At 66.0% G+C, this 23090-nt stretch carries 29 protein-coding genes; 10 read left to right on the forward strand and 19 right to left on the reverse strand.

All coding sequences use genetic code 11. The annotated features are described in order from the left end of the window. Nucleotides 1-68: 68 nt before the first annotated feature. The 8 genes from OG734_RS05745 to OG734_RS05780 all read right to left on the reverse strand — a co-directional run bounded on the left by OG734_RS05745 (nucleotide 69) and on the right by OG734_RS05780 (nucleotide 4373). Entirely contained in the window at nucleotides 69-386 is a 318-nt protein-coding gene (locus OG734_RS05745) for a SpdD-like protein (RefSeq protein WP_330286368.1), read from the reverse strand. A 20-nt stretch (nucleotides 387-406) separates the two neighbouring features. Continuing rightward, a complete protein-coding gene (locus tag OG734_RS05750) occupies nucleotides 407-562 on the reverse strand; it encodes a hypothetical protein (RefSeq protein ID WP_107101053.1) in 156 nt (51 codons plus the stop codon). 9 nt (nucleotides 563-571) lie between these two features. Then, nucleotides 572-763, reverse strand: coding sequence for a mobile element transfer protein (locus tag OG734_RS05755; protein WP_055530619.1), 192 nt, complete (start codon nucleotides 761-763; stop codon nucleotides 572-574). 19 nt (nucleotides 764-782) lie between these two features. Then, complete coding sequence (locus OG734_RS05760; RefSeq protein ID WP_330286369.1) at nucleotides 783-1442, reverse strand: DUF2637 domain-containing protein; 660 nt, start codon at nucleotides 1440-1442, stop codon at nucleotides 783-785. Then, nucleotides 1442-1648: a hypothetical protein gene (locus OG734_RS05765; protein ID WP_330286370.1), complete on the reverse strand. Its 207-nt coding sequence runs from the start codon at nucleotides 1646-1648 to the stop codon at nucleotides 1442-1444. The genes OG734_RS05760 and OG734_RS05765 overlap by 1 nt, the downstream gene beginning before the upstream one ends. An 85-nt stretch (nucleotides 1649-1733) precedes the next feature. After that, nucleotides 1734-3089, reverse strand: a complete 1356-nt coding sequence (locus OG734_RS05770) for an FtsK/SpoIIIE domain-containing protein (RefSeq protein WP_330293576.1) — start codon at nucleotides 3087-3089, stop codon at nucleotides 1734-1736. A gap of 2 nt (nucleotides 3090-3091) precedes the next feature. After that, nucleotides 3092-3454 (reverse strand): SCO3933 family regulatory protein, encoded by a 363-nt coding sequence (locus tag OG734_RS05775; protein ID WP_020133129.1) that lies wholly within the window; start codon nucleotides 3452-3454, stop codon nucleotides 3092-3094. 139 nt (nucleotides 3455-3593) lie between these two features. Continuing rightward, entirely contained in the window at nucleotides 3594-4373 is a 780-nt protein-coding gene (locus tag OG734_RS05780) for a GntR family transcriptional regulator (protein WP_330286371.1), read from the reverse strand. 30 nt (nucleotides 4374-4403) lie between these two features. Here OG734_RS05780 and OG734_RS05785 point away from each other — a divergent pair, with 30 nt between their 5' ends. Next, nucleotides 4404-4856: an NUDIX hydrolase gene (locus tag OG734_RS05785; RefSeq protein ID WP_330286372.1), complete on the forward strand. Its 453-nt coding sequence runs from the start codon at nucleotides 4404-4406 to the stop codon at nucleotides 4854-4856. A gap of 432 nt (nucleotides 4857-5288) precedes the next feature. After that, entirely contained in the window at nucleotides 5289-6272 is a 984-nt protein-coding gene (locus OG734_RS05790) for a DUF3644 domain-containing protein (protein WP_330286373.1), read from the forward strand. Between the two features lie 112 nt (nucleotides 6273-6384). Here OG734_RS05790 and OG734_RS05795 read toward each other — a convergent pair whose 3' ends face one another. Beyond that, entirely contained in the window at nucleotides 6385-7347 is a 963-nt protein-coding gene (locus OG734_RS05795; RefSeq protein ID WP_330286374.1) for a hypothetical protein, read from the reverse strand. A gap of 635 nt (nucleotides 7348-7982) precedes the next feature. Here OG734_RS05795 and OG734_RS05800 point away from each other — a divergent pair. Next, entirely contained in the window at nucleotides 7983-8330 is a 348-nt protein-coding gene (locus OG734_RS05800; RefSeq protein WP_330286375.1) for a hypothetical protein, read from the forward strand. 371 nt (nucleotides 8331-8701) lie between these two features. Here the strand turns inward: OG734_RS05800 and OG734_RS05805 are convergent, their stop codons facing one another. After that, entirely contained in the window at nucleotides 8702-9325 is a 624-nt protein-coding gene (locus OG734_RS05805; RefSeq protein WP_330286376.1) for a DUF6000 family protein, read from the reverse strand. 287 nt (nucleotides 9326-9612) lie between these two features. On the opposite strand from OG734_RS05805, the gene OG734_RS05810 reads away from it, so the two are divergent. Both OG734_RS05810 and OG734_RS05815 read left to right on the forward strand, forming a co-directional pair. Then, nucleotides 9613-10077, forward strand: a complete 465-nt coding sequence (locus OG734_RS05810) for a hypothetical protein (protein WP_330286377.1) — start codon at nucleotides 9613-9615, stop codon at nucleotides 10075-10077. 335 nt (nucleotides 10078-10412) lie between these two features. Further along, nucleotides 10413-11927, forward strand: a complete 1515-nt coding sequence (locus OG734_RS05815; RefSeq protein ID WP_330286378.1) for a restriction endonuclease — start codon at nucleotides 10413-10415, stop codon at nucleotides 11925-11927. A 111-nt stretch (nucleotides 11928-12038) separates the two neighbouring features. Here OG734_RS05815 and OG734_RS05820 read toward each other — a convergent pair whose 3' ends face one another. The 4 genes from OG734_RS05820 to OG734_RS05835 all read right to left on the reverse strand — a co-directional run bounded on the left by OG734_RS05820 (nucleotide 12039) and on the right by OG734_RS05835 (nucleotide 14110). Next, on the reverse strand, nucleotides 12039-12341 hold the full coding sequence (locus tag OG734_RS05820; protein WP_330286379.1) for a hypothetical protein: 303 nt from the start codon (nucleotides 12339-12341) through the stop codon (nucleotides 12039-12041). After that, entirely contained in the window at nucleotides 12338-13081 is a 744-nt protein-coding gene (locus OG734_RS05825) for a GntR family transcriptional regulator (RefSeq protein WP_330286380.1), read from the reverse strand. Before OG734_RS05825 ends, OG734_RS05820 begins: the two co-directional genes overlap by 4 nt. After that, nucleotides 13078-13305, reverse strand: coding sequence for a hypothetical protein (locus OG734_RS05830; RefSeq protein ID WP_330286381.1), 228 nt, complete (start codon nucleotides 13303-13305; stop codon nucleotides 13078-13080). Before OG734_RS05830 ends, OG734_RS05825 begins: the two co-directional genes overlap by 4 nt. Nucleotides 13306-13831: 526 nt before the next feature. Beyond that, nucleotides 13832-14110, reverse strand: coding sequence for a hypothetical protein (locus OG734_RS05835; protein WP_330286382.1), 279 nt, complete (start codon nucleotides 14108-14110; stop codon nucleotides 13832-13834). A 78-nt stretch (nucleotides 14111-14188) separates the two neighbouring features. On the opposite strand from OG734_RS05835, the gene OG734_RS05840 reads away from it, so the two are divergent. Next, on the forward strand, nucleotides 14189-14944 hold the full coding sequence (locus OG734_RS05840) for a GntR family transcriptional regulator (RefSeq protein ID WP_330286383.1): 756 nt from the start codon (nucleotides 14189-14191) through the stop codon (nucleotides 14942-14944). Between the two features lie 40 nt (nucleotides 14945-14984). Here the strand turns inward: OG734_RS05840 and OG734_RS05845 are convergent, their stop codons facing one another. Continuing rightward, a complete protein-coding gene (locus tag OG734_RS05845; RefSeq protein WP_330286384.1) occupies nucleotides 14985-15299 on the reverse strand; it encodes a hypothetical protein in 315 nt (104 codons plus the stop codon). 987 nt (nucleotides 15300-16286) lie between these two features. Here OG734_RS05845 and OG734_RS05850 point away from each other — a divergent pair. Then, nucleotides 16287-16754 (forward strand): DUF4365 domain-containing protein, encoded by a 468-nt coding sequence (locus OG734_RS05850; RefSeq protein ID WP_330286385.1) that lies wholly within the window; start codon nucleotides 16287-16289, stop codon nucleotides 16752-16754. Nucleotide 16755: 1 nt separating this feature from the next. Then, on the forward strand, nucleotides 16756-17937 hold the full coding sequence (locus OG734_RS05855) for a hypothetical protein (protein ID WP_330286386.1): 1182 nt from the start codon (nucleotides 16756-16758) through the stop codon (nucleotides 17935-17937). A 113-nt stretch (nucleotides 17938-18050) separates the two neighbouring features. On the opposite strand, the gene OG734_RS05860 is transcribed toward OG734_RS05855, so the two are convergent. From OG734_RS05860 to OG734_RS05875, 4 genes are all read right to left on the reverse strand, one after another. After that, nucleotides 18051-18332: a hypothetical protein gene (locus OG734_RS05860; protein ID WP_330286387.1), complete on the reverse strand. Its 282-nt coding sequence runs from the start codon at nucleotides 18330-18332 to the stop codon at nucleotides 18051-18053. A 29-nt stretch (nucleotides 18333-18361) separates the two neighbouring features. Further along, complete coding sequence (locus tag OG734_RS05865) at nucleotides 18362-18547, reverse strand: hypothetical protein (RefSeq protein WP_330286388.1); 186 nt, start codon at nucleotides 18545-18547, stop codon at nucleotides 18362-18364. Between the two features lie 82 nt (nucleotides 18548-18629). Further along, nucleotides 18630-19799 (reverse strand): acyl-CoA dehydrogenase family protein, encoded by a 1170-nt coding sequence (locus OG734_RS05870; RefSeq protein ID WP_330286389.1) that lies wholly within the window; start codon nucleotides 19797-19799, stop codon nucleotides 18630-18632. 63 nt (nucleotides 19800-19862) lie between these two features. Then, nucleotides 19863-21062 (reverse strand): CaiB/BaiF CoA transferase family protein, encoded by a 1200-nt coding sequence (locus tag OG734_RS05875; RefSeq protein ID WP_330286390.1) that lies wholly within the window; start codon nucleotides 21060-21062, stop codon nucleotides 19863-19865. 130 nt (nucleotides 21063-21192) lie between these two features. On the opposite strand from OG734_RS05875, the gene OG734_RS05880 reads away from it, so the two are divergent. Together OG734_RS05880 and OG734_RS05885 are read left to right on the forward strand one after the other, a co-directional pair. Further along, entirely contained in the window at nucleotides 21193-22143 is a 951-nt protein-coding gene (locus OG734_RS05880; RefSeq protein ID WP_330286391.1) for a LysR family transcriptional regulator, read from the forward strand. Between the two features lie 37 nt (nucleotides 22144-22180). After that, a complete protein-coding gene (locus OG734_RS05885; RefSeq protein ID WP_330286392.1) occupies nucleotides 22181-22987 on the forward strand; it encodes an alpha/beta fold hydrolase in 807 nt (268 codons plus the stop codon). The last annotated feature ends 103 nt before the right edge of the window (nucleotides 22988-23090 follow it).

The following is a 23090-nucleotide window of genomic DNA, read 5'->3' on the forward strand; positions in this document are numbered from 1 at the left end:
GCGAGATCGGACAGGGACGGCTCCCGGGCGGCGGATGCTTGGCGGTATCAGGGCCGCCCGGGGGCCGGTCAGCGTCGCTTGGCGTCGGAGGCGAGCAGGGAACGCAGGACGACGGCGCAGACGGCAACGGACGCGCCGGTGATAGCGACCGCCAGAAGCAGTGAAACGAGGACGGCACCGAGGACCAGGACCACAGCCGTGCCGGCGCCGACGAGCGCGAGCGTGGTGCCCGGGGTGAGCTGAACTACCGGGCGGGACGGGGCCGGGGCGACGGGCATCGGCGGCGTGTACGGGGTGCCCGGGGTGATGGTGGTCGGCTGGATGACGGCGGGCGGGGTAGTCAGGCCGGTGGGCTGAGGCATGGTCGGGAACTTGGGCCGGAACATGGGCCGTTGACCTTTCGCGGTTACTTGACGGCGGTGTCGATGACGGGGGCCAGGACGCTGTCGGCGAGGAGGAATCCGCCGAGGAGCAGTACGGCGATGAGCCACCAGGGCGGGCGGATGAGCTTCACGCCGAGGTAGCCGACGGCGAGGAGCGCGAACCAGAGCGGGACCTGCACGTTGGTCTCCTAGCGGACGCGGCAGCGGTGGGTACGGGCGGCGAGCTGAGCGGCGGTCTGGCTGGAGTAGTCGGCGGACCAGCCGCAGCGGTCTGCGGTGCAGACGGCGGCGTGCACGGTCCGCCCGTTGCGGTCGCGGTGGGTGCCGATCTGCACGGGGCCGATCCGCATCACGGAGTGGAAGTTGTCGCGGGCGGGCATCGGGGTGTCTCCTTCCTGGTCAGGCGAGGTGAGCGGCGATGGCGTCGGCGAGGTGGGGCGGGACGCCGAGGCGGGAGCGCAGGGTGTCGGTGTCGATCGGGGAGCCCGTGCGAGCCCGGTAGTCGTCGGCCACCTTGCGGGCGTGGTCGACCAGGACGGCGGGGACCGGCGGCACGGGCGCCGGGGCGGGAGTCGGGGCCGGGGCCGGAGCCGGGGCCGGCTCAGGTACGACTGCTTCCGGTAGCCGAGGCTCGGCGTCCGGGGTGTCCGGCGTGTCCGGGACGGGTGCCGGCGGAACAGGCTCCGGCGCAGCAGCCGACGAGTGAGCGAGGAGCGTGCCGCCGAGGAAGGCGAGCGCGGGCCACCCTGCGATGCCGAGACGGAGCAGCGCGGGCGGGTCGGCCAGGTCGAGGAACCCGGCGGTGGCGACGTTGGCGCCGAGGGAGGCGAACAGGGCGATGAGGAACCAGCACCAGGCCAGCCGGGACGGGCCCTCACTGCGCAGGCGCCGCCAGGCAGCGACCAAGAGCAGGTCGACACTGACCGGGTAGGCCCACGCCTTCCAGCCGTCCTGTCCGGCAGCAGCGGCCAGGTCGTGCAGGTGGGCGAAGGACAGGGCACCGGCGATCACGGCCTGAATCAGCACCGCGTCGACACGGATGCCGTGACGGGCACCCATCAGGAGTCCTCACCGGGGTAGATAGGGCCGCCGTCGAAGTCGTCGCCGGACGGGAACATGCCGGGCGACGGCTCGGGCAACGAGACGGCGAGGGACGTGCTGACCGCTTCCACGAAGTCGAGGTCTGCGCCGCCCATGTCGGCGTACAGGGCGAGTTGGCCGAGGAGGAGCACGGTCCGGGCGAAGTCCTCGCAGTTCGGGCACATGCCGAGTTCTCCCTTCATCAGGCATGGCGGGGGTAGGGACTTGGCGCGAAGACGGTCACGCCGACCGATGGGGACGAGCGAGAAATCAGGCGGTGGCCGGAGAAGGCTTGGCCGACGGCACGGGAGCGGCGACGGGTCCGGCGAGGGCGGGCCGGAACGGCGCCAGCTCGGGCAGGTCCGGGGTCCGATCGGCGTGCCTGTTACAGAGGTTCACGGCCTGGCGGAGCGAGGTGTGCGGGGCACGGATGCGGTGCCAGCCGCCGGAGGAGTCGCCCGCGATGGCAATCCCCCGCATCTCGGCCGGGATCTGGATGGCGGCGAGGACGGCGTCCGGGGAGATGTCGCCGAAGGCCATGTTGGCGGAAGTCTCGTCGTTGACGCGGTGGGCGGTACGGCCGGTGAGCTGGGCGCGGAGCATGGTGATGCCCTTGCCGAGTTCGGAGCCGAAGCGCTGTCCGCAGATTTCCAGGTAGATGCCGGCGGCACGGCCGAGCTGGGCGAGGCGAACCAGGTCGGTGATGATGCGGTCCCGCCGTTTCTCCTCCTCCTTGTTGGCGTACAGGGCGAGTTCGGCAACCTCGTCGACCAGGAGGACGACCGGGGTCGGACGCAGTTCGTCGGGCAGGTCCCAGATGTCGGAGGCGATCTCCGCGTCCGGCACGTCGACGGTGATCCGTTGCTGGGCACGGATGATCTGATAGACGTCTGCCATACGGGCCACGAGCGCGTCGAGCAGCTCGGCGGCGGTGTCGGGGTTGTCGGCCAGCGCGGAGAACCTACGAGCCAGCGGGAACAGCTCAACTCCTTGCTTGCAGTCGATGCCGACGAGGGCAACGTCCATGGGGGCGAGTCCGGCGACCAGGTTGCGTTGGTAGACGGACTTGCCTGACTCCGTGGCCCCGAGGGTGAGGGCATGAGGTATCGCCCGGTAATCGCGGTAGTGCACCGAGCCGTCCTGTCGCAGGGCGACCGGTACCCGCATGGGCCGGGTCTCGGTCGCGGCGGGCATCTGCACCCGCTTGAGCACGTCGTAGCCGGTCATCCGCACCTCTACGACGCCGGACCGCAGCTCACGCGAGGTCACGCCGTACATCGAGAACGAGTGCCGAAGCCGGTCCGAGGCGGCGGCGACGTCGAAGGCGTCCTGGCCGGGGCGCAGCTTGAGCCGCAGGACCAGGCCTGTACGAGTCGGCCGCAGCCGCAGAATGCGCGGCGGACGGGACTCCGGCATCGGCCGGTTGGTGGTCCGTGCCAGGACGAGCCGCCATCTCGCGGGCGGTACGGTCAGCCCGCACGCGTCCATGACGGCGCCGTACCGGACCAGAACCCGCAGCGTGGCCAGGGTGACCCCGAAGGCCAGCCAGTACCAGGCGGGGCGCCGCCACCGCAGGAGACCTGCGGCAGCGACGACCAGCACCAGAGCGACCGTGAAGCCGGTCATCATCACGCCGCCTTCGGGCCTGCGGCGGCGTTGACGTTGGCGAGCGAGGTGACCGCGACCGCGCGGAACGCGATGCCGTGCCGCTTCTGGCCGTTGAAATCGTTCTCCCAGGGCCGGGCGATCAGGCCGGTGAGCGCGACCGGCGTGCCCATTGCCAGCTCACCGCTGATCCCGGGCTCCGGGACGGTGATGGACAGGATCTCCACCTCTTCGTTCGCCGCGAACATCACGTCGACCGTCATCAGCTTCGAGCCGGACTCGATGTCCATGGCGATCTCACCCGTGCGGCGGTCCTTGACCTTGGGCTGCGGGGTCTTGGCGACCATCACGATCGCGGCGGAGGTGTCGACGGGAATCTGACGCACAGCAGATCACTCCTCTATAGATGCTGAACTCCGTCACTCATGTACATGAGTGATATGAAGAAGAGTGCATCACTCCTGTACATGAGTCAACCCGCCGCGAAGAAGAACTGGCGACGGGCTGCGGGGAGTTGGGCTGGCGTCAGTCGTCAGCAGGGATGCGGTACTCGAAAACGAACTGGTCAGCGGCCATGAGCGTGTCGCATACCTCGACCACGAGACCCGCGGTTGTACGAGCTTCACGGATCAGATGAACCACGGGCGCACCCGGGCTGAGGGTCAGCTCCGTGGCTTCCGCCTTCGAGGCCGGCCGCGCTTGCAGAGTCTCGGCGAACTCGGCGAACTCATGTCCGTGGTCTTCGAGTCGGGCGTAGATGCCACCGCCGCCGGGGTTCTCGGCGAACAGCTCCGGGATCTCCTTCACGACGTCCCACGGCAGGTAGGACGTAGCGGTCTCGACCGGAATGCCGTTGCGGAAGTAGAGGCGCCGGCGTGCCAGCACCTGCGTGCCGGTGGGGACTCCCAGCCGTTGCGCGGCATCCTCGGGAGCATCCATGGGCCCGATGTAGAGGACGCTGACCTTTGCGGTGGCGCCGGACTGCGCGGACTCCGCGAGGTAGGCCGCCTGTCCTCCTTGTCGGAGCGAGCGCCGGAAGCGATCGGAGGAGCGGTGCCGCACAGGAGGCCGGTTCTTCACGATCGAGCCCTTGCCGTGCCGGGTCTCGACGAGTCCACTGGCCCGGACCTCGACCATGGCCTTACGGATCGTGCCGCCGGACACGCCGTAGCGATCCACCAGCTCCGCTTCACTCGGCACCATGTCACCAGGCTTGAGAATCCCCGCCCGGATCTGCTGCACGATCTCTTCCGCGATCTGCACGTACCGAGGCCCGGCCGCGCCCCCTCCAGCAGCAGTTCCCATAGTCCTTCTCTGCCTCCTAAGCTCCTCTACATGAGTCAACCACAGGAAGCGACAGCCCCTCCCCTGCACTCCGTGTCCGTAGCCGGAGTAGTGGTACGCGAGGACGGCCACCTCCTGGCGATCCGCCGAGCCGACAACGGCACCTGGGAACTCCCCGGCGGCATCCTCGAACTCGACGAGACCCCCGAAGCCGGCGTCGCTCGCGAGGTCCTGGAGGAGACCGGCATCCACATCGAGGTCGACGAACTCACCGGCGTCTACAAGAACATGACCCGCGGCATCATCGCCCTGGTCTTCCGCTGCAAGCCCTCAGGCGGCACCGAGCGCACTTCCAGCGAGTCCACGGCGGTCTCGTGGCTCACGCCCGAGGAGGTCAGCGAGCGCATGTCCGAGGCTTTCGCGATCAGGTTCTTGGACGCCTTGGACGGCAACGGGCCCCATGTGCGGAGCCATGACGGACAGCACCTGACCCCAGCGGGATAAGACCTTCTCTCCATCATCAAGGCGGCTCGCTCCGCTCCCCGCGCGCGGCCCGACCCCCGGCCGGGCCTGCACTCCTGTCTCCGCCCCGCTCCAGCCCGGCCGGCGCCCGTGCCGCGCTCTCGGCGATCAGCTACCTGATGTCAGAAAAGGGGCATGACGCAACTGGGGCAGTCGGCTCCACAGCTTCGACCACCTCCCCGATCAGAGTCCCGCGTCGAGCATGGCCAGGGGCACTCGCACTAAATGCGGTCGGGCCCAAAGCCTGCCCGAGTCGCCAACCAACGTACGACCCCTGGCCATGCTCGACCCCAGACCGGGCAGGCCACCGCCCAAACCCGCTCCGCCGACCTCGCCGCTTTGGGCGTCAAACCCCACGAGATCCCGTAATCTGCTAACTACAGGCACTGTAGATAGCCGCAGGTGGTGTGAGCGATGAACTACAAAGGCTCTTGGCGACGATTGTTCGCAAACAGCAAGTCCGCCATGGTAGGCGCCATCGAAATATACAATAAGCCGCGATTCGAATATCGCGACGAGGTCTTTGTAATACTTCTAATGAACGCTTGGGAACTACTACTCAAGGCTATCGTCTCAAAGTCGGGCGCCCGAATTTACTACCCCAAGAAGCGTGGCGAGCCATATCGGACGCTAACGTGCAGAGATGCATTTTGGCGGGCCGCCAATTCGAAGCTATGGCCAAAATCGATAGCTATACAAGCCGTAGACGCCAACATCGAACTCTTGAGCACCTACCGCGACAGCGCCGTGCACTTTTACAACAATAAGCAATTTTCGACATTGATATATTCCCTCGCTCAGACCTCCATACTAAATTATCGCGATGTAGCCTCTCAGGTTTTCGAGAAGGACATTGCGGACGAAATATCATGGCGTATCATGCCGCTGGGCATTGAAAATCCCATTGACCCAATCAAATTCATGAAGAACAACTCAAAGGAAGGAGCACAAAGTCGTGCCGTCCAAGACTTCCTAGCATTCCTCAAAGAGAAGACCGATGCGCTCGAATCAGACGGAATCGACACCGAACGACTCCTGACCGTCTTCGACGTTTCCCTGCAGTCCATCAAAAAGATCGACAAAGCTGACATCGTCGTCGGGGTCACGTCTGAAGAGTTGGCCGAGGCCATAGTGGTCTCCCGCAAGGTCGACCCTAACGTCTCACATCCGTACAGGCAGAAAGATGTGATACCAAAAATAAAGAGGGAAACGACAACATATGAGTGGCAAGCCGTCACCTTTACGCATGGAATGCGCGAGGAATCGAAATATTGTTGGCAAGATAAGGATGCCCATCTCGTCAAGTGGTCACCGGAAGCAATACGCTACTTCAACAGCCTCAGCGAGGAGGCCATCCAAAACGCCAAAAAAGAATACTCTGCCAGGTTCAAGAAATGAGCTGCGGCTTGCTTCCAAAGCCTGCAAAATCGAACACCCAATGACCTCGCTCTCCCCGAGAATCTCGATCGATTCAGCATGGAACGCGAGGCCGTGGCTAGCGCCGCAATCGTCAATCGCGGTCCGCCTCACTAGACACCGGAGTCTCGCCCTCCGATGTGATATCGACTGATTTTTGCGGCCAAGGTCCTAGGATTTCATCATTCCGGTCTAGGGATTCATACATCCGAAACGAAGCAACAGTGAGAGGAAGGTGGTTAATCTCCCACTCTTCCGCAATCTCCTTGAGCGCGGATCTAAAGTCTCCCTGAGTGGGGCGCATCTCGAACCTTCCCATCGCCTCAAAAAGAATTACACCGAGGATGCCTACTGGGGGGCTGGATTCATCGCTAGTGAGTTTACTTCCACCCAGGAGAGATCTACAAATCTCACGCCACATAACCGTAAATGGCGACAGGCTTTTCGCGTCTGAATAGGCCGTCCAGGCTCCTTTGGGTATCTTCCATGTCAGTCTCCTGGGTGATCTGCGAGGACGCTTACGGCCTGCCACCAAGACGGATCCACGCATTTTGATGTGCATACTACGAGAATCGGCTAGCTGGCTGTGGATCACACTCCAGTAGTCAAGTAGAAAAGTGACCCGGTCGTACGGGTCTATGCGCACGACAGTTTCCGCCGTTGCCGTGTCCGAGCCATAATTTTCGAGTTTGAACATTCGCGGCGTAACGAAGTATTCTTTCTTTCCCTTGGTCGAGATCGCTAGGCTTGGGCGGTGAATCGTGATTGCTGTACGGCCAGGATTCTCGACGACGAGCTGCGCTAGTTCTATATTCTCCTTCGCGATTCTCCCGAACTCTCCCGCCGCCATTTTCCATTTTCCGGTATTATTGGTGGTTAGCTTTACATCCGGTTCCCACGTGGCTGCATTGAGGTAAACCCGCACGCGGCCGCCATCGAGCATGTGCTTCGATATTTGCCATCCTAGAGCAATGAATGAAACCAGGAATCCGGCTCCGGCCACGATAAGGGCCAAAACCGCTACAGGCATACCGAACAATTCAGGGGTGGAGTTCACATTATTATGCTACCGAGAAGGTGGGTGTGCGGTGGGAGATCGAGACAATTCGCATGGCTGCCCAGAGGGTCCAGTCGTTCAACGGCGGACTAGCACGAACGTCTGCAGGCCATCAGAGCAGTTGAGAGACGCATCAGCTCAAGGCAGCTCCCCCACCCAAGTTGCTTCAGGACGAAGCAGTCATCGGCCAAGGCCTCGCCGCAACGCTTCCGCCGGTGCGACTAGCTATGACGGACGTCGCCGGACAGCGTGGCTGAGGAACCGATGGTGGTTGCCCTGGCACACGCGCGCCTGATCAGTCGGCGCACCCGACGTTGTGGCTGACGTTCGTCGGCTGAGGCACCAACGGCCAAGGCCCCGCAGCCGTTCAGAGTGCGTTGAGGTGAGGGGTGGGCGTCGATCCATTCGCGTGCCAGATGCTGCGGAGACTCACGGGGAACAGCGGGGACTCGGCCGCGGATCCGGAGGGGTTGGTGCACCGTTCCGCCGCAGGCCAGTGCAGTCATAGCGCCCAGAAAACCCAAGCTTCCCAAGCTGAGGGCCCCGGAGTCGTGGTAACGCGCGGTCCGTCGTAGCTCGCTCTGGTCGGCGCCTGCTACTTCCCTTTGCCAGAGCCGGACCCGATCATGAGGCCCATGGTGTCCAGCATCGTCGTTCAGTACACCGAACTCCTGCGGGTCGGCGAGCACGGCCTCTGGAGCAGGTTGCGGGAGCTTTTGGAGGGCCAGGGGCTCGACCCGGACCGTACGGTCGTCGTCGACCTCCTGTCAGGAGGGCCGGACCACGAGGACGGACAAGTCATCTCCGCCGACGGCAGGGTCTTCGAGTTCAGCCTCTTCTACGACCAGGAATTGGAGGACGGCGCCAAGAACGCCGTACTTCACGGCTGGAGCGACATCACGGACCGCTGGCGGACCGGAACACGGGCTGGTCTCACCTCGGGCGCCTTCGCGTGGATGGCACAGCTCGAAGAGCAAAGCTGATCTACCGCTAATCGGAGGGTCGGGCGTCCCCTGCGTGTCTAACTGCGTGACAACGCCCGCGCACAACGGTGAACAGGCACGAACGCCTGCGAACCATCAGCGCAGGCCAGTGGCGCGGAAGTCCAAGGCAGCGCCCACGCCCAAGTTGCTTCGGGACGAAGAGGTCATCACCGAAAGCCCCGCTGCTACACGTCCGCCGTCGCACGTTCCCAAGCCGAGGGCGCCGCTGCGTCGTCACGGGCCGGTTACCGCGGCTTGCTCTGGTCGACGGTCCGGCAGCGTGGTTGAGGCTGGTGGGGGTACAGCGAGGCATACGCGCGCCTGGTCGGTCGGCTAGCCCGCCATCGTGGCGGGCTGTCGTCGGCTGAGGATCAGATCGAACAGTGTTTGGCAGCTTCATCAGCGAAAGCGCAGAGCATCCCGATGAACTCCCGGTACTCCTCGGGGTCTTCGGGGTCGTCGCGTGCCTTACTGGCCGGCCCCTCGATCCACTGCTGCCAGAGCCCGCCCGGGACGAGGAACCGGGCCGCGCGGTCGGTACCGGCCTTGGCGTCGAGCAACAAGAGCGCGCCAAGGGCGGCCCTCTGGTCGTAGTCGAGGTCAAGGCGAGGCAGATAGCGGTCGAGGTAAGCAACCAGGAGGTCAGCGTCGGCGGAGGTGCCGAAGGTGGCCAGGGCGACGCAGTAATCCTGCCCCGCGAAGGGCCCCGCACTGGCGAGCAGGAGTTCGCCGAGACGTTCCCGGAACTCGGTTCTGCCGGCAACGGCGATGAGCCAGGCGGCCGTTCCCCTCTCGCGCCATCCTCGGTCGAGCAGCACGCCCAGTTCACGAGGACTGATCTCACCGGCAGCCTTGCCCAGCTTCCGCATGAACTTGGCTCGGTCGCGCCCACTCATACCGAGAAGTGCGCCACCGAGCTTGAGATACCGAAGGTCGCGCGTGACATAGCGGCGAGTCAACTTGAGTATCTCGTACTCCTCACGGGTGCAGCGCATGCCAGCATCCTTGTACGAACGAAGCTGTCAGACCAGCGATCCCGCCGGTCAGGCGTTTCAGCCCTGCGTATCTCTCCGTCTCAGTTTCCGTCTCGTTCAGCCCCGTTCACGGCCGTTCAGGAAGGACCACACGCGGGAATCGTCTCGCGGTCCAACCGCCCATGAACCCAGCTGAACGCCCCTGTACAGGGGCTCCGGTGACACCCCCACAGTTGGAAAGCGTGGTGGTGACGGTCGAGTTGAGCGTGCGCCACACCCGGATACACGACACGTGATCAGCTGGGAACGTGGAGACCATCATCGCCAGTGCCATAGCCGTTCTGGGAACCCTGCTCGGTTCGGGGCTCACCCTGGCGTTTCAGCAGCGCACCACCGACAAGGGGCACCAGTTCACCCGCCGCGAGAAGCTCCGGCAGGAGCGGCTGGATGCCTACTCCGCCTACGCCGGCGCACTCATCAACTACCGTCGCTGCCTGGTGCACCTCTGGTTCTGCGAGAACGAACAGCCACCACCGGAGAACCCCGACGCTGTGCGGATCCGCGCCTACGATCTGCGCTCCAACGCCCAAGAGGCAATGTTCCGGGTGCAGATGCTGACGGATGACGAAACCCTGGCCCAGACTGCGGAAGCCGTATTGACGGACATCACGGCACTGTCCAAGTCGGATACCAGAACCGATCTTGACCAGCGCAGAGTCACCACCCGCGACGACGTCAGCCGACTGGTGAAGGCATCAAAGCACCACCTCTGATACGCATCCCGATGGACTTGTTCGCACAGGAGGTCCGTCACAGGACGCGCACCGACGAGACCGCACCACAAGCGCACCAGAAAGGGCGGGGAACAGCGGTGAAAGCGGCCCGGCCACGACGGGGCCACGCCGTGGGCGTTCGGCCAGGTCAGCGTCCAAACCACTCGCAAATGCCCGCAGCTTCCCAAGCTGATGGCCTTGCAGTGGGCAGACCGCAGTCGGTCAGCGCAACGATTCCCGCTTAGCCGGTCTGGGTATCGCTGAGGGGTGCCCCGACGGGGCGAGCCGTCTGAGTGCAGCTTTCGAAGGTTGCGTGAGTACAGGTGGGGGGACTCGTGGCGCGCCGCAAAACAGTGATGCAAGTGCTCGCTGAGGCGTACAAGGCGAAGCAACAGGCAAAGGCTGCTGAGTTGAAGCGCGCCCAGCAGAAGGAGCAGAGGGCAGCGAAGGCTGCTGAGGAGCGTCGGCGCGGTCAGAAACGAGAGGCTGCCAAGGCCGAGGCCGAACATGCCCGCCTGCTGGCCGCAGGGGAAAAGCACCTCAATCGGGAACAGGCTGCACAGGCGCGGGAGGTTGCCCGTATCGAGCGGGAGTTGGCTAAGCGCCAAGCCGAGCGGGAGCGCGCTGCCGAGCAGCAGGAGCGGGAGCAGGCACGCGCGGAGAAGGAACGACAGAAGCAGGTGCGAGAGACCCGCTTGGCTCAGTTGAAGGACGAGGCAGAGCAACGCACGCTCCAGGCCCAGGAGCGCATGACGGCGCTACAGGCTGTGCTGACAGACCGGCCCAAGAGGCTGAAGAGTTGGCACCCGTATGTCGAGCAGTCATTCGCTGAGCAGGGCCCGCAGGGCGTGGCAGACGCTGTGGAGGAAGTGCTTAATCGCTCGCCCGTGCCCGAGGGGTGCCGAGCGGGTGCGGGAGCGGCTTACGTTCCGGAGGCTCAGCGGCTCCTCATCGAAGTCGAACTACCTCAGCACGAAGTGGTGCCGGCCGTGATGTCATACCGAGTTGTGGCCCAGCGAGTCGAGATCGTCGCCCAACCTCGTAAGGAGGCCGAGTCCAAAGAGGCATACCGCACTCTGGTTGCCCGCCTCGCCCTTCGAGCACTGGACGAAGCATTTTCGACCACCCCACCCAGTCTCGTCACGACTGTGGTGTTCAACGGGCACGTGAGTGCCAAGGACCGCGCAACCGGGCGACCGGTTCGGCCTTGCCTTGTGAGTGTGGTTGCCCAGCGCGAGGCCTTCGACCAACTCGTTCTGGACGAGCCCGAGCTAGATCCACAGAGTTGCCTCAAATACCTCGGCGCTGTCGTCTCCCGCCATCCGCACGATCTCGAGCCGGTGCCCCCGGTCGTGGAGATCGACCTGTCGATGTACCGCATCACTGCCGATGCTGGTGCCGTAGCAGGGCTCGACAGCCGACCCGACCTCCTACAGATGGACCCCTACGCCTTCGAACGGCTCGTACGCGAGTTGTTCGAAGCGATGGGCTTCGAGACCTGGCGTACCCAGGGTTCTCGGGATGATGGTGTGGACGCCGTCGCTGTTCAACGTGACCCGGTGGGGACCACGGTCTTCGCCATCCAAGCAAAGCGGTCGAAGAACGCGGTGCCCGTTGAGACGGTCCGCGCATTGGCAGGAGTGATGCACGACAAGGCTGCAAGCCGTGGGGTCCTGGTAACGACTTCATGGTTCGGCAAGGCAAGCGATGACTTCGCTCACAGAACGGGCAGGATGCAACTCATCAACGGGCGCAACCTGAAGGCGCTACTCAAGGAGTACCTGAACATGGACGTCCTGATCGGTCTCCCGAAAACACCTCCGGGTTGGCAGGCCTCCGACGTGCAATAAGCCGTTCAGCGTGACCAACAGGGAGAGGGACCCGGATCTTGTCCAAGTCCCTCCTCCAGTGCGGGTTGAACCGGAGGCAGCCCCGGCACCCGCCCTTGCCGACCGTCCTCCTCAGATGCAGTGAGGTTCGCTCACCTCCAGGAGGTGACTGCGGCTGGTGGCTACGCGGAGTACGTCTCGCAGGGCTTCGGTCAGTTCCTTCGCCAAGAGCTGCATGTCCTCCGGGCACGCGTGCTCGTCGCCGAGGGTTTCCGTGGCCTGCTTCAGCAGTTCGGCCGCCGTCCCGAGTTGTACCGATTCGATGTTGTCGGCCAGGCGGGACATGTAGCCGTCCCTGTCGTCGGTGCTCAGGTAGCAGGGCTTGCCCTCCGGCCCCGACCATGGGAGAAGCCGCAGCTCGTTCTGTGCCGTCATCCTTGCGTCTGCCTCTCGTCGGTCACGTGGTGGGTAGTGAAGACCGCGTCGACGCGATCCCCCGGGAACACCAGAAGCGCGGCCTCGACCACGCGCCCGGCGGTGTCGGCGGCAACGCGTGTGATCGCGAGCACCGCCAAGGTGGGGTTGATCCGGAGGGTGGACGCCTCATCTGGTGTGGGGAGGCGGGCGGAGACCGTCTCCCGGACCTCCGACGACAGAGGGCTCAGCACAGCAAAGCTCTCTTCTGTCCGCACGTATGAGGGGTTGTCACCGAGTGCTCCGGCGGGCTCCAGGTCGCGCGGGACGTAGATGCGGGCCAGGCTGTGCGGAGATTCGCCCTGGTAGCTGATGCTGAAGAACTCGGTCAGCGGGCTACCGTTCGGAACTCGTAATAGGGCTGCCAGATGCCCATGCGCCTCGATCGCAGTGGCGCGGTCCGTGACGCGCAGAGCCGTTTCAGCGGCTGTCCACGGGTCCAGCGTCCCCCAGCCGCCGACATACATGATCTTGCGGAGGCGGTGGCGGACGAAGTTGCCTTTGCCGTGGATCTTCTCGACGAGACCTTCCCCCTGAAGCACCGCGAGGGCGCTCCGCAGCGTCGCCGTGCTGACTTTGTACTGGCCGGCCAGTCCGACTTCAGACGGGAGGCGTTCGCCGGGCTTGATGTGACCGGTCGTGATCTGACGCCTGAGGTCGTCGGCGATGTCGTGATGGCGAGAGGGCACGGTCTGTGTCACCGCCTTCTCAGCATCCGCACGGCGAGGAGCCGGGTCCGTGTGTGCATGGTCAGCAACTCGCCCGACTCGAACAGCAGTTGCTTGGCGCCTTGGGACAGCTGGAAGAGGTTACTCACCCGGCATGCCCGGCCACCGACTTGGATGATGTCGCCGCGCTGCACAGTGGTCGAGGTGATCTCAACGGGCTGGGAAATCAGCGCGCCGGTGAACGCCCGTTGCCTCACTGCTGCACCTCCGCAGGCGTGGGCTGGTTGGGCGCCGCGTGACACAGGCAGTCGCACACCTCGTAGATCACCGGAAGGTCGACCGGCGCCACCGTCGGGGAGGACTCCACGCAGGTGGGGTGAGTGCCGATCCGGCATGCAACCGATCGGTAGGGGGCGGACGGGGCGTCCGTGATGTGAGGTTGTCGGCGAGGAGGCATCAGCGGACTCCCGCGAGGGCCGACCAGGCTTCGGCCGGCAGATGGGGCGCCATGACCATCGAACGCCGCGGCCGTTCGCGCTTCTCCCAGGCCAGGACGTACGGGCGGACTAGCGCGTTGTCCTCACCCGTGAGCGAACCCGCAAGGTTCGCCGGAGCTGGGCCCCGCCGCAGGACTGCCGTCGGCCCTTCCGCGGGCACAGGGGGTGCATAGGCTGGCGACGGACTGGTGGACGTTAAGGGGCGACGGTGCCTGCCCTTGGGGAAGTGCCGCTCTCTGGTGAGCGAGACGGCACGGCGGATACGGTTGAGCACGCTGCTCAGCTCCTATCGCTGATGGCTCGGTCCCCCGACATCGCCCGTCGTGGGGACCGCTTTGCGTACGACCGCCCAGAGGGTGCGGTCATTCAGGCTGGTGGCGAGGAGGCCGAAACGATCGGCGTCGGCCACTACTTCGAGGGCCTCCCGCCATAATTCGGCGTCGAGCGATTCCGGGACCTCTACCTCGATCGACGTGTGTAAGGCGTGCTCCTCCACGCGCACGGGGAGCCCGAGGGCGGACAGTCGGGCGGCGAGGGCCGCCGCGCTAACTCCCGAAGCGGGCACAGGGCAGCCTCCGTCACCAGCAATCACTTTCAGTGAAGCTAGTTAACTAGACTAGAGCTAGTGGACTAGATTTTCTACATGCCTGAGCAACCGCCCTATCTCCGCATCGCCGACGAACTCCGGCGGCGGATCGCGGAGCACGTATGGGAACCGGGAGACCGCCTGCCCTCCCGCGCCCAGATCGGCCAGGAGTGCGGCGTGGGCGAGAACGTGGTGCGCCGGGCGCAGGAGTTGCTGATCTCCCAGGGCGTGCTGGAGGGACGTGCCGGATCAGGCACGTACGTCGCCGAGCCCCGGCAGCGAGTGCGGGTGGTCCGTTCCTCGGCGCGCGAGCAGCCCAACGGGTCACCCTTCCGTGCGGACATGAAGGCTGTCGGCAGGCAAGGGCATTGGGAGAGCCGGACCGACGCCAAGGTGCCGCCGACGGCGGAGATCGCGGCACGTCTGGGCATCACCGAGGGCGAGCTGTGCGTCCGTACGACGTACGAGTTCCTGGCGGACAGCAGGCCCGTGCAGTTGTCGACGAGTTGGGAGCCGTACGACCTCACGGCCGGCACTCTCGTCGTCCTGCCCGAGGGAGGGCCGCACGCCGGGGCGGGCGTCGTGAACCGCATGGCCGCGATCGGCATCACCGTCAGCCACGCCGTGGAGCAGCCGGAGCCTCGGCAAGCGACCGCCGAAGAGGCTTCGCTACTGGGCGTCCAGAAGGCAGCGCTCGTCACGCACATCCGGCGGACGTACTACAGCGACAAGGGAAGGCCCGTGGAAACCGCGGACATCGTGGTACCCGCCGCGCACTGCGAGATCGTCTATGAGATCCCGATCAACCGGTAGCGCTGTGAGCGCGTAGGTTCACCGGCTGGCGGTCGGAGGTCTACTTGTCGCGCGAGGTCTCGATTTCGGCCGCCAGAACGACCATGTCGCGCACGTGCGTGTAGTACTTGGCCCCGTACTCGTCGCCGATCGCGGGAAGTACCTTTTCGAACGCCGCTGTGAGCCTGCTCAAGCCGGCGCGACGCCGCTCATCGAGTGGGCCTTCGAGGACAACGGCCGCGTAGGCGTAGGAGTCCGCATCGAGCAGCACCATGTCCCGGCCTTCGATGTCCAGGCCGCGGAAGCCCGGAGGGAACGGCGCGGCCATATGCTCGGCCATCATCTGTGCCAGCGCGTCCAGCTTCTCTTCGAACATGTGGGAGATCCTGCCAGGCACTGGTGCGTCAAGGGGACTCCACCGCAACCCGGTGAACCTATGCGGTCACCAGCACTAGTGTGCACCGCATGACCAACGACGCCCCGGGCTGCCCCGATTGCAGCCAGCCCATGGAGTTCGGTGGCCTCCTACTGTCCAGGCGGGAGGACGACGGCCGACGGGTCTGCCGGTCGCTGTGGAGATGTGCCGGTCGGCATGTCTGGTGGAACTGGGCCGACCGGCCGGAGGAACCATTGGAGGCCTGCCCAGTGCCGCAGCTGTTCCGCTGACATCCAAGTGCGCCCGGGATGCGTGGACGTAGCCGAAGCGCGTTCGTATCCTCGTCGGTCGAATGCGTGTCGAAGTCGCCGAACGTCCGGAGTCGGTGCCCGGAAAGGGCCAGGTCAGACCCGCTCACCCAGTGGTCCGCTCAAGCGCCTTCTAAGCGCTTAGCCTATTCACGGTCGACCAACCCATGACACGACAGCAGCCCGAACGATTCCGCTGTGTGCCTCGATGGATGCGCGCGACGAACACCTGGCTCCGTTCGAAAGAGCAGTACACACAGACGGAACCGATCACGAAACACCCGGTGACGTCCGGCGTGCCCCTACTCTCCGAGGAGGATTTTTTCAAGCGGACTTGTCGCCCCTAAGCCCACAAGGAAGTCAGACGGGGCGAGACCACCAAGAGAATTGGCACCTTCCTTCCCCGCCCTCGTTCACTTCGTGGCTCTGCTCGCGTTCATACCCTCGACGACATCGAGTTCCCCGGCGTCACCGAGTACTCGGCTTTCGGCGCGACCCGTATTCCACGACTACCGGCGCCGGCCTCTCTCACCACGGCAGCTGACGCCGCTACTCAGCGCCACCGCCTCGGAATCGTAGACGCCCTATTCCCCCAGCCATCCGGCTCCCTTACCCTCACGTCCATGCCAGGGAGGGGGTCCCAGTGGCCACGGAGGCGACGAGTTGGCAGAAGGAGCAAGTGAGTCGGGCCTACGTCCACGTACTCGCTACCCAGGGCGGCTACACCATCTGCGACTGGAACGTCGACAAGGACGGCGTCGACATGACCCTCCGTATGCGCGGGTTGATGGTCGACGTCCAGCTCAAATGCACACAGAGCCCACGCATCGTCCGGGGCGGCTACAGCTTTGACCTTGACATCGAAACGTACGACAAACTCCGTGACCTCGACCGCTCCGCACCCGGCCACCTCGCGTTACTGATCGTGCCGCCGGACATAGGCCGCTGGGTGACCCACCATCCCGAGTCGATCATCCTGGCCTGCCACGGCTACTGGGCCTCCCTGCACGGCGCGGGTGAGGCACGCAGCAACGGCACCACCGCGATCAGCCTCCCAGAGCACCAGCCCCTGACCGCCAAGTCGATAGGGAGCATGTTCGACACAGCGCGTCAGCTGCTCAACCCCGTCGGCCGAGAGGTGCACTGACGTGGTGCACCCAGAGCCGGACTTCGGTCCCGAGGAGATCCGCAGCTATCTCAAGGTCACCGGATGGACCCCGATCTCCGGCGGTGCCGTCGCCGAACTGTGGCGCCTGCCTGGTCCCGCCGACGAGGTTGTCCTGGTCCCCATGAAGCCGGGTGCCCCGGACTTCACCAAACGCGCCCGGATCCTGCTCGGGGATTTGGCCCGCGTCGAGTCACGCGACATGCGCACGGTCCAAGACGCGGTCGCCACCGTGTTCAACGACGTCACCGACCTCCAAGCCTCCCACCCCACCCTGAGCGACGGATCCATCCCCCTGGAATCCGGCTACGAGCTCTTCGTCTCCGCGAAGCGTCTGCGCGTGGCTTCCGCCGCCGCGACCATCCGCCGGCAAGGCCACTTCCGCACCTTCCCGACACGGGCGAGGGAACAGGCCCGGGACGTCCGCGTTGGACAGACCCGACGCGGCTCGTACATCGTGCCCATCATCAGCCAGGCCCGCGCCCCTGAGGACGTCTACTCCCCCGGCCAGGGCCGGATCGACGTGGGAGTGGAGGAAACCCTCTTCGACCGACGCGTCACCGCCACCATGTCCCGCGCCCTGGGCGTTCTCGAGGAAATGGCGGGCGCCGACCGGGAGCCCACCCCCAGCGAGATCACCGACTTGGTAGGCGAGGGCGTCTCGTACGAGCTCTGCCAGGCTCTCAGCAAGGTGGTGAACGCGGACGCGATCGGAACCCTCGCCGTCTCCTTCAACTGGTCCCGCGTGGCCGCCCCGCCCCTGGGAACACCACCGCTCGTCGAGTTCAACCAGGAGGCAATCGATGTCGTTGACCGCGTATCGGCCCAGCTCAAGACGCGGATCTACACGAGTCGGCACCTGATCTACGGCATCGTCACCGATCTCAGCCGCCACCCAGACGACGAAACCGGCCGGGTAGGTGTTCAGACCCTCATCAAGCGCCGCGTCAGAACCGTGTGGATGGACCTGCGCGACACCGACTACCACGCGGCGGTCCACTGCCACGACACCGGCGTCCCGGTCCGCGTCCAAGGCTTGCTCACCAGCCCGCCGGGCGGTCAAGCCACCATGGTGGTGGACGACTTCGGGCCCGACCCCTCGCTGAGGGCCACCTCCCTGGACACAGCGGCGGATTCCGAAACGCCACAGCGACGAGACGCCTGAAGGCACCAATCCGGACTGACGGTCGTAATCAGCGCTGAAGCAGCGGCCGAGACCACTGGGAAGGGCCAGCGGCAGAAGACGGAGCCCCAAAAGTAGATGCTCACTCCCCTACATCACAGGCCGCCATGTCGTTCGGGTGCCTGAGGACTCCAGCCCTTCAGATACGGCTGGAGCTCATCCGGCGTCGGATCACGCGGAGTCGGCATGCCCGGAAGATGCTGTAGGGGGTCGATCCCCCGCACATACTCGCGTGCCCACTCCAGCCAACGTCGGGCCGAAGGCAGGGCCTGCTCGTCCAAGTACCCATCCAGTTCAGCAAGACGACGTTGCAGGGCATCGCAGTACTCGCCGATCACGACTGCCTCACGCCGGCGCCCGGCCTCCTCGCGCAGCACCGATACACGATGACTCCAGCGGACGGTCGCTACCACCTCGCGCACGGCGAGCACCCCAGGCGCCGGCGCAGGGTCCGATCTCGGAGCACCTCGTCCTTGGCGTCCTCAAGCCCCAGCGTCAGCGCGGCGATCTCCGCGTCGTCGCCGGGGATCTCCGAGATCTTCAGCGCCTGCTCGACCTCGAACTCGCCCAGATCGGGCAGCAGGCAGTCCACATTCTCCCGGGCGAAGGTCAGGTCTCGGCGAGATGCCTGTCACCTGCGGCATCGGAAAGGTAGTTCACAGTGGCAACGATCCTCATGCGTCCAGACCACCGCGTTTGACGAGCTGGCTCGCGATGACGTTCCGCTGGATCTCGTTGGTGCCCTCGCCGACGATCATCAACGGAGCGTCACGGAAGTAGCGTTCGACGTCGAACTCCGTGGAGTAGCCGTAACCACCGTGGATGCGCACGGCGTTGAGGGCGATCTGCATGGCGGTCTCGGAGGCGAACAGCTTCGCCATCCCGGCCTCCATGTCCACCCGACGTCCGGCGTCCGCCTCCCGGGCCGCGTACAGGGTGAGCTGGCGGGCCGCCGTCAACGAAGTGGCCATGTCCGCGAGGTAGTTGCCGATCGACTGGTGCCTCCAGATCGGCTTGCCGAACGACTCCCGCTCCTGGGCGTAGGCGAGGGCGTCCTCGAACGCCGCCCGGCCGACCCCGAGCGCGCGGGCGGCGACCTGGAGGCGTCCGGTCTCCAAACCCTTCATCATCTGCGCGAAGCCCTTGCCCTCCACACCGCCGAGTACGGCGTCGGCCGGGGCCCGGTAGTCCTCGAAGGACAGCTCGCAGCTCTCCACGCCTTTGTAGCCGAGCTTGGGCAGGTCACGGGAGACGGTCAGCCCCGGGCCGTGCTCCACGAGCAGGATCGAGATGCCGTGGTGAGCCGGCGTGGCGTCCGGGTCGGTCTTGCACAGCAGGGCGATCAGGCCGGATCGGCGGGAGTTGGTGATCCAGGTCTTCGCCCCGTTGACCACGTATCCGCGATCGCCGTCCCTGCGGGCGACCGTGCACATTGCCTGCAGGTCGGAGCCGCCGCCCGGCTCGGTCAGGGCCATGGTCGCGCGGATCTCGCCGGTGGCCATCTTGGAAAGGTACCGGCGCTTCTGCTCCTCGGTCCCGAAGTGCAGCAGCAGCTTGGCGACCACGGTGTGGCCGCCCATCGCGCCGGCCAGGCTCATCCAGCCGCGGGCCAGTTCCTCGGTGATCAGGACGTAGCACGGGGTGGAGACGGGGGTGCCGCCGTACTCCTCGGGGACGGCGAGGCCGAAGACGCCGAGCCGCTTCATCTGCTCGATCAGAGCCTCGGGGTAGGTGTTCTCGTGCTCCAGTTCCCGGACGACCGGTTTCACCTCCTTGTCGACGAAGTCGCGCACCGTATGGACGATGAACTGCTCGTCCTCGGACAGGGTGTCGAGAGTGCTCATGCGTGGCGCTCCTCGTGGAAAGTGTTGACGGCGTTGGTGCCGCCGATCTCTCGGGCCGGCGTTTCAGATGACGTGGTCGGCCCGCAGGCTGTCGATGTCGGCCGGGCTGTACCCCAGCTCGGCCAGGACCGTCTCGGTGTGTTCGCCGGCCGCGGGGACGGGATCCATACGCGGCGCCAGACCCGTCAGGTCCGCCGGCGGCAGCAACGCCCGCACGGTGGCTCCGCCGGGAATCCGTACGTCCCGCCAGCGGTCCCGGCCGCTGAGCACCGGGTGCTCCAGGAACTCCGTCACGTCGTTCACCCCGGCGTTGGCGATGCCCGCTGCGTCCAGCAGTTTCATCACCTCGTCGCTGTCCATCTCACCGAACCGCTCGGCCACGATGGCGTTCAGCTCCTCGCGGTGGGCGACGCGGGCGGAGCCGGTGGCGAAACGTGGATCCTTGACGAGCCCTGGCAGACCGAGGAACCGGCCGCACAGAGCTGCCCATTCGCGTTCGTTCTGGATGGAGAACAGCACGTCCTTGCCGTCGGCGGCGGTGTAGGCGCCGTACGGGGCGATGGTGGCGTGCTGGGTGCCGAGGCGCGGGGGCTGGGTGCCACCGAAGCGGGTGTAGTAGGCGGGCTGGTTCATCCACTCGGCCAGTGCCTCGAACAGCGAGACCTCCACGGCACGGGCGATGCCTGTGGTGGCGCGGGTGAGTAGTGCGGTGAGGATGCCGGAGTAGGCGTACATGCCTGCGGCGATGTCGGCGATCGATACTCCGACACGGGCTGAGCCGTGCTCGTTGCCGGTGAGTGAGACGAGGCCGGTCTGGCACTGCACCAGCAGGTCGTATGCCTTGCGGTCGGCCCACGGGCCGCTGGAGCCGTAGCCCGTGATGGCGCACGGGATAAGGGAGGGAAATCGTTCGGCGAGGGCATCGGCGCCCAGGCCCATGCGTGCGGCTGCGCCGGGGGCAAGGTTCTGCACGAACACGTCCGCGTCTGCGAGGAGTTGTTCCAGGACGGCTCTTCCCGCGGCCGACTTCAGGTCGAGTGTGACGGACTCCTTTGACCGGTTGAGCCACACGAAGTAGCTGGACTCGCCGTGCACCGTGGTGTCGTAGCGGCGGGCGAAGTCGCCTCCGTCCGGCCGCTCCACCTTGATGACCCGGGCGCCGAGGTCGGCCAGCTGGCGGGTGGCGAAGGGGGCGGCCACCGCCTGTTCGAGGCTGACGACGGTGAAGCCGGCCAGCGGCAGCGCTTCGGCGGGCTCGGTCATGGGTGGCCTCCAGGGGGATGCGGGTCCCGAACCAGGGCTACCATCATGAATGCTCATGGTGATGTCAGTGAAATACCATTACGTGATACCCCCATGCGCACACCGGATGGCTGCGGAAAGAAGGCCCCTCTTGGACGTCAAGCAGCTCAAGGCGATCGTCACGGTCGCCGAGGTGGGCAGCGTCACGCGTGCCGCGGCGCTGCTGCATCTGGTGCAGCCCGCGGTGACCCGGCAGATCCGCACCCTGGAACAGGAACTCGGCGTCGAACTCTTCGAGCGGACCGGGACGGGCATGCGGCCCACCGAGGCGGGCGCGATCATGGTCGACCGTGCCCGGCGGGCCCTGAACGAGCTGGAGCGGGCCCGCGCCGAGGTGCAGCCGACCCCGGGCGAGGTGTCCGGCATCGTCACCGTCGGCCTGTTGGAAAGCACCAGCGACCTGCTTTCCGAGCCGCTGGTGACCGCCGTCGGCCGCAGCCATCCCGGCGTCGAACTTCGACTGATGACCGCCTACTCGGGGCACCTGCAGCAGTGGCTCGACGACGGCGACCTGGATCTGACCCTGCTCTACAACCTGGACAGCACACCCTCACTCAATGCCCGCCCCCTGGTGCGCGAGCGCCTGTGGGCGGTCGCTCCGCCGTCGGCCGGCCTGCGTGCCGACCGTCCGGTGCCGTTCGCGGAGGCGGCGGGGCATCCGCTCGTCATGCCCGCCTCGGGGCATGCGCTGCGCCGGCTGATCGACGCGGCGGCGGTGCGCGCCGGATCCACCCTGGACGTCGTCGTGCAGACCAACTCCATGCGGGTGCAGAAGCAGCTCGTCCGGGCGGGGCACGGCTGGACGGTGCTGCCCGGCGTGGGCATCGCCGAGGATGTCGCGCACGGCGTCCTGAGCGCCGCGCCGCTGAGCGAGCCCGACGTGTGGCGCTCGATCGTCCTCGGTACTCCGCGGTCCGGGCGCACCCCGCCCGCCGTGGAGGTCGTCGCGCGTGAGCTGGTCCGCAGGATCAACTCGGCGGTGGCCGAGGGCAGATGGCCGTCCGCCCAGATCCAGGGCACTGACGCCGCCGAGGACGAGTGACGCGCTGCACCCCGAGAACACCATCGAAGGAACCTCCATGAACGACACCGGCCCCCGGTCGACCGCCATCGCCCGCGCCCAGGACGGCATCGCGCTGGCCTACCAGCGCCAAGGCGACGGATATCCGCTCGTCCTCCTGGCCGGGCAGGCGAACAACCACCACTGGTGGGACGCCGTACGCGGGGACTTCCACGCCACGCACTCCACCCTCACCCTCGACCTGCGCGGCACCGGCTACAGCGACAAGCCCCAAGGGCCCTACTCCACGCAGCAGTTCGCCGAGGACGTCATCGCCGTCCTCGATCACGCGGGTGTCGAGTGGGCCGACGTCTACGGCACCTCCATGGGCGGCCGGGTCGCCCAGTGGGTCGCCGCCCGCCACCCGGACCGCGTACGGCGACTCGTCCTGGGCTGTACCTCCCCCGGTGGTCCGCATGCCGTCGAGCGTGACAAGTCCGTACGACGGGCCTTGGCCCAGCCGGACCCGGAGGCGGCCCGGCAGGCGCTGACCGACCTGATGTATTCCCCCGCCTGGCGCTCCGCCCACCCCGGCCCTTACACCACCCTCGGCGATCCCGGCATGCCCCCGCACGCCCGCCACGGCCATCTGGTCGCCAGCAACGGGCACGACGCCTGGGACGCCCTCCCCCTCATCGCCGCGCCCACCTTGATCCTGCACGGCGACCAGGACCGGCTCACACCGCCGGACAATCTCCCCCTGCTCGCTGCCCGCATCCCCGATGCCCGGACGCATCTGTTCCCCGGCGCCCGCCACGCCTACTTCGAGGAGTGCCGCACGGAGTCCGGCCCGCTCGTCGAGGCGTTCCTCAACGAACGGCCGTAGCCGAGCCGCAGGTCACAGAGGCCCGCGGCTCCCTGCTATGCGAGCGAAGCATGCGGGTATCACGCCTTTCTATTGTCCAACCTCATCCATCAGCACCCATGAT

It is taken from the genome of Streptomyces sp. NBC_00576 (assembly GCF_036345175.1).
In the GTDB taxonomy this organism is placed as follows: domain Bacteria; phylum Actinomycetota; class Actinomycetes; order Streptomycetales; family Streptomycetaceae; genus Streptomyces.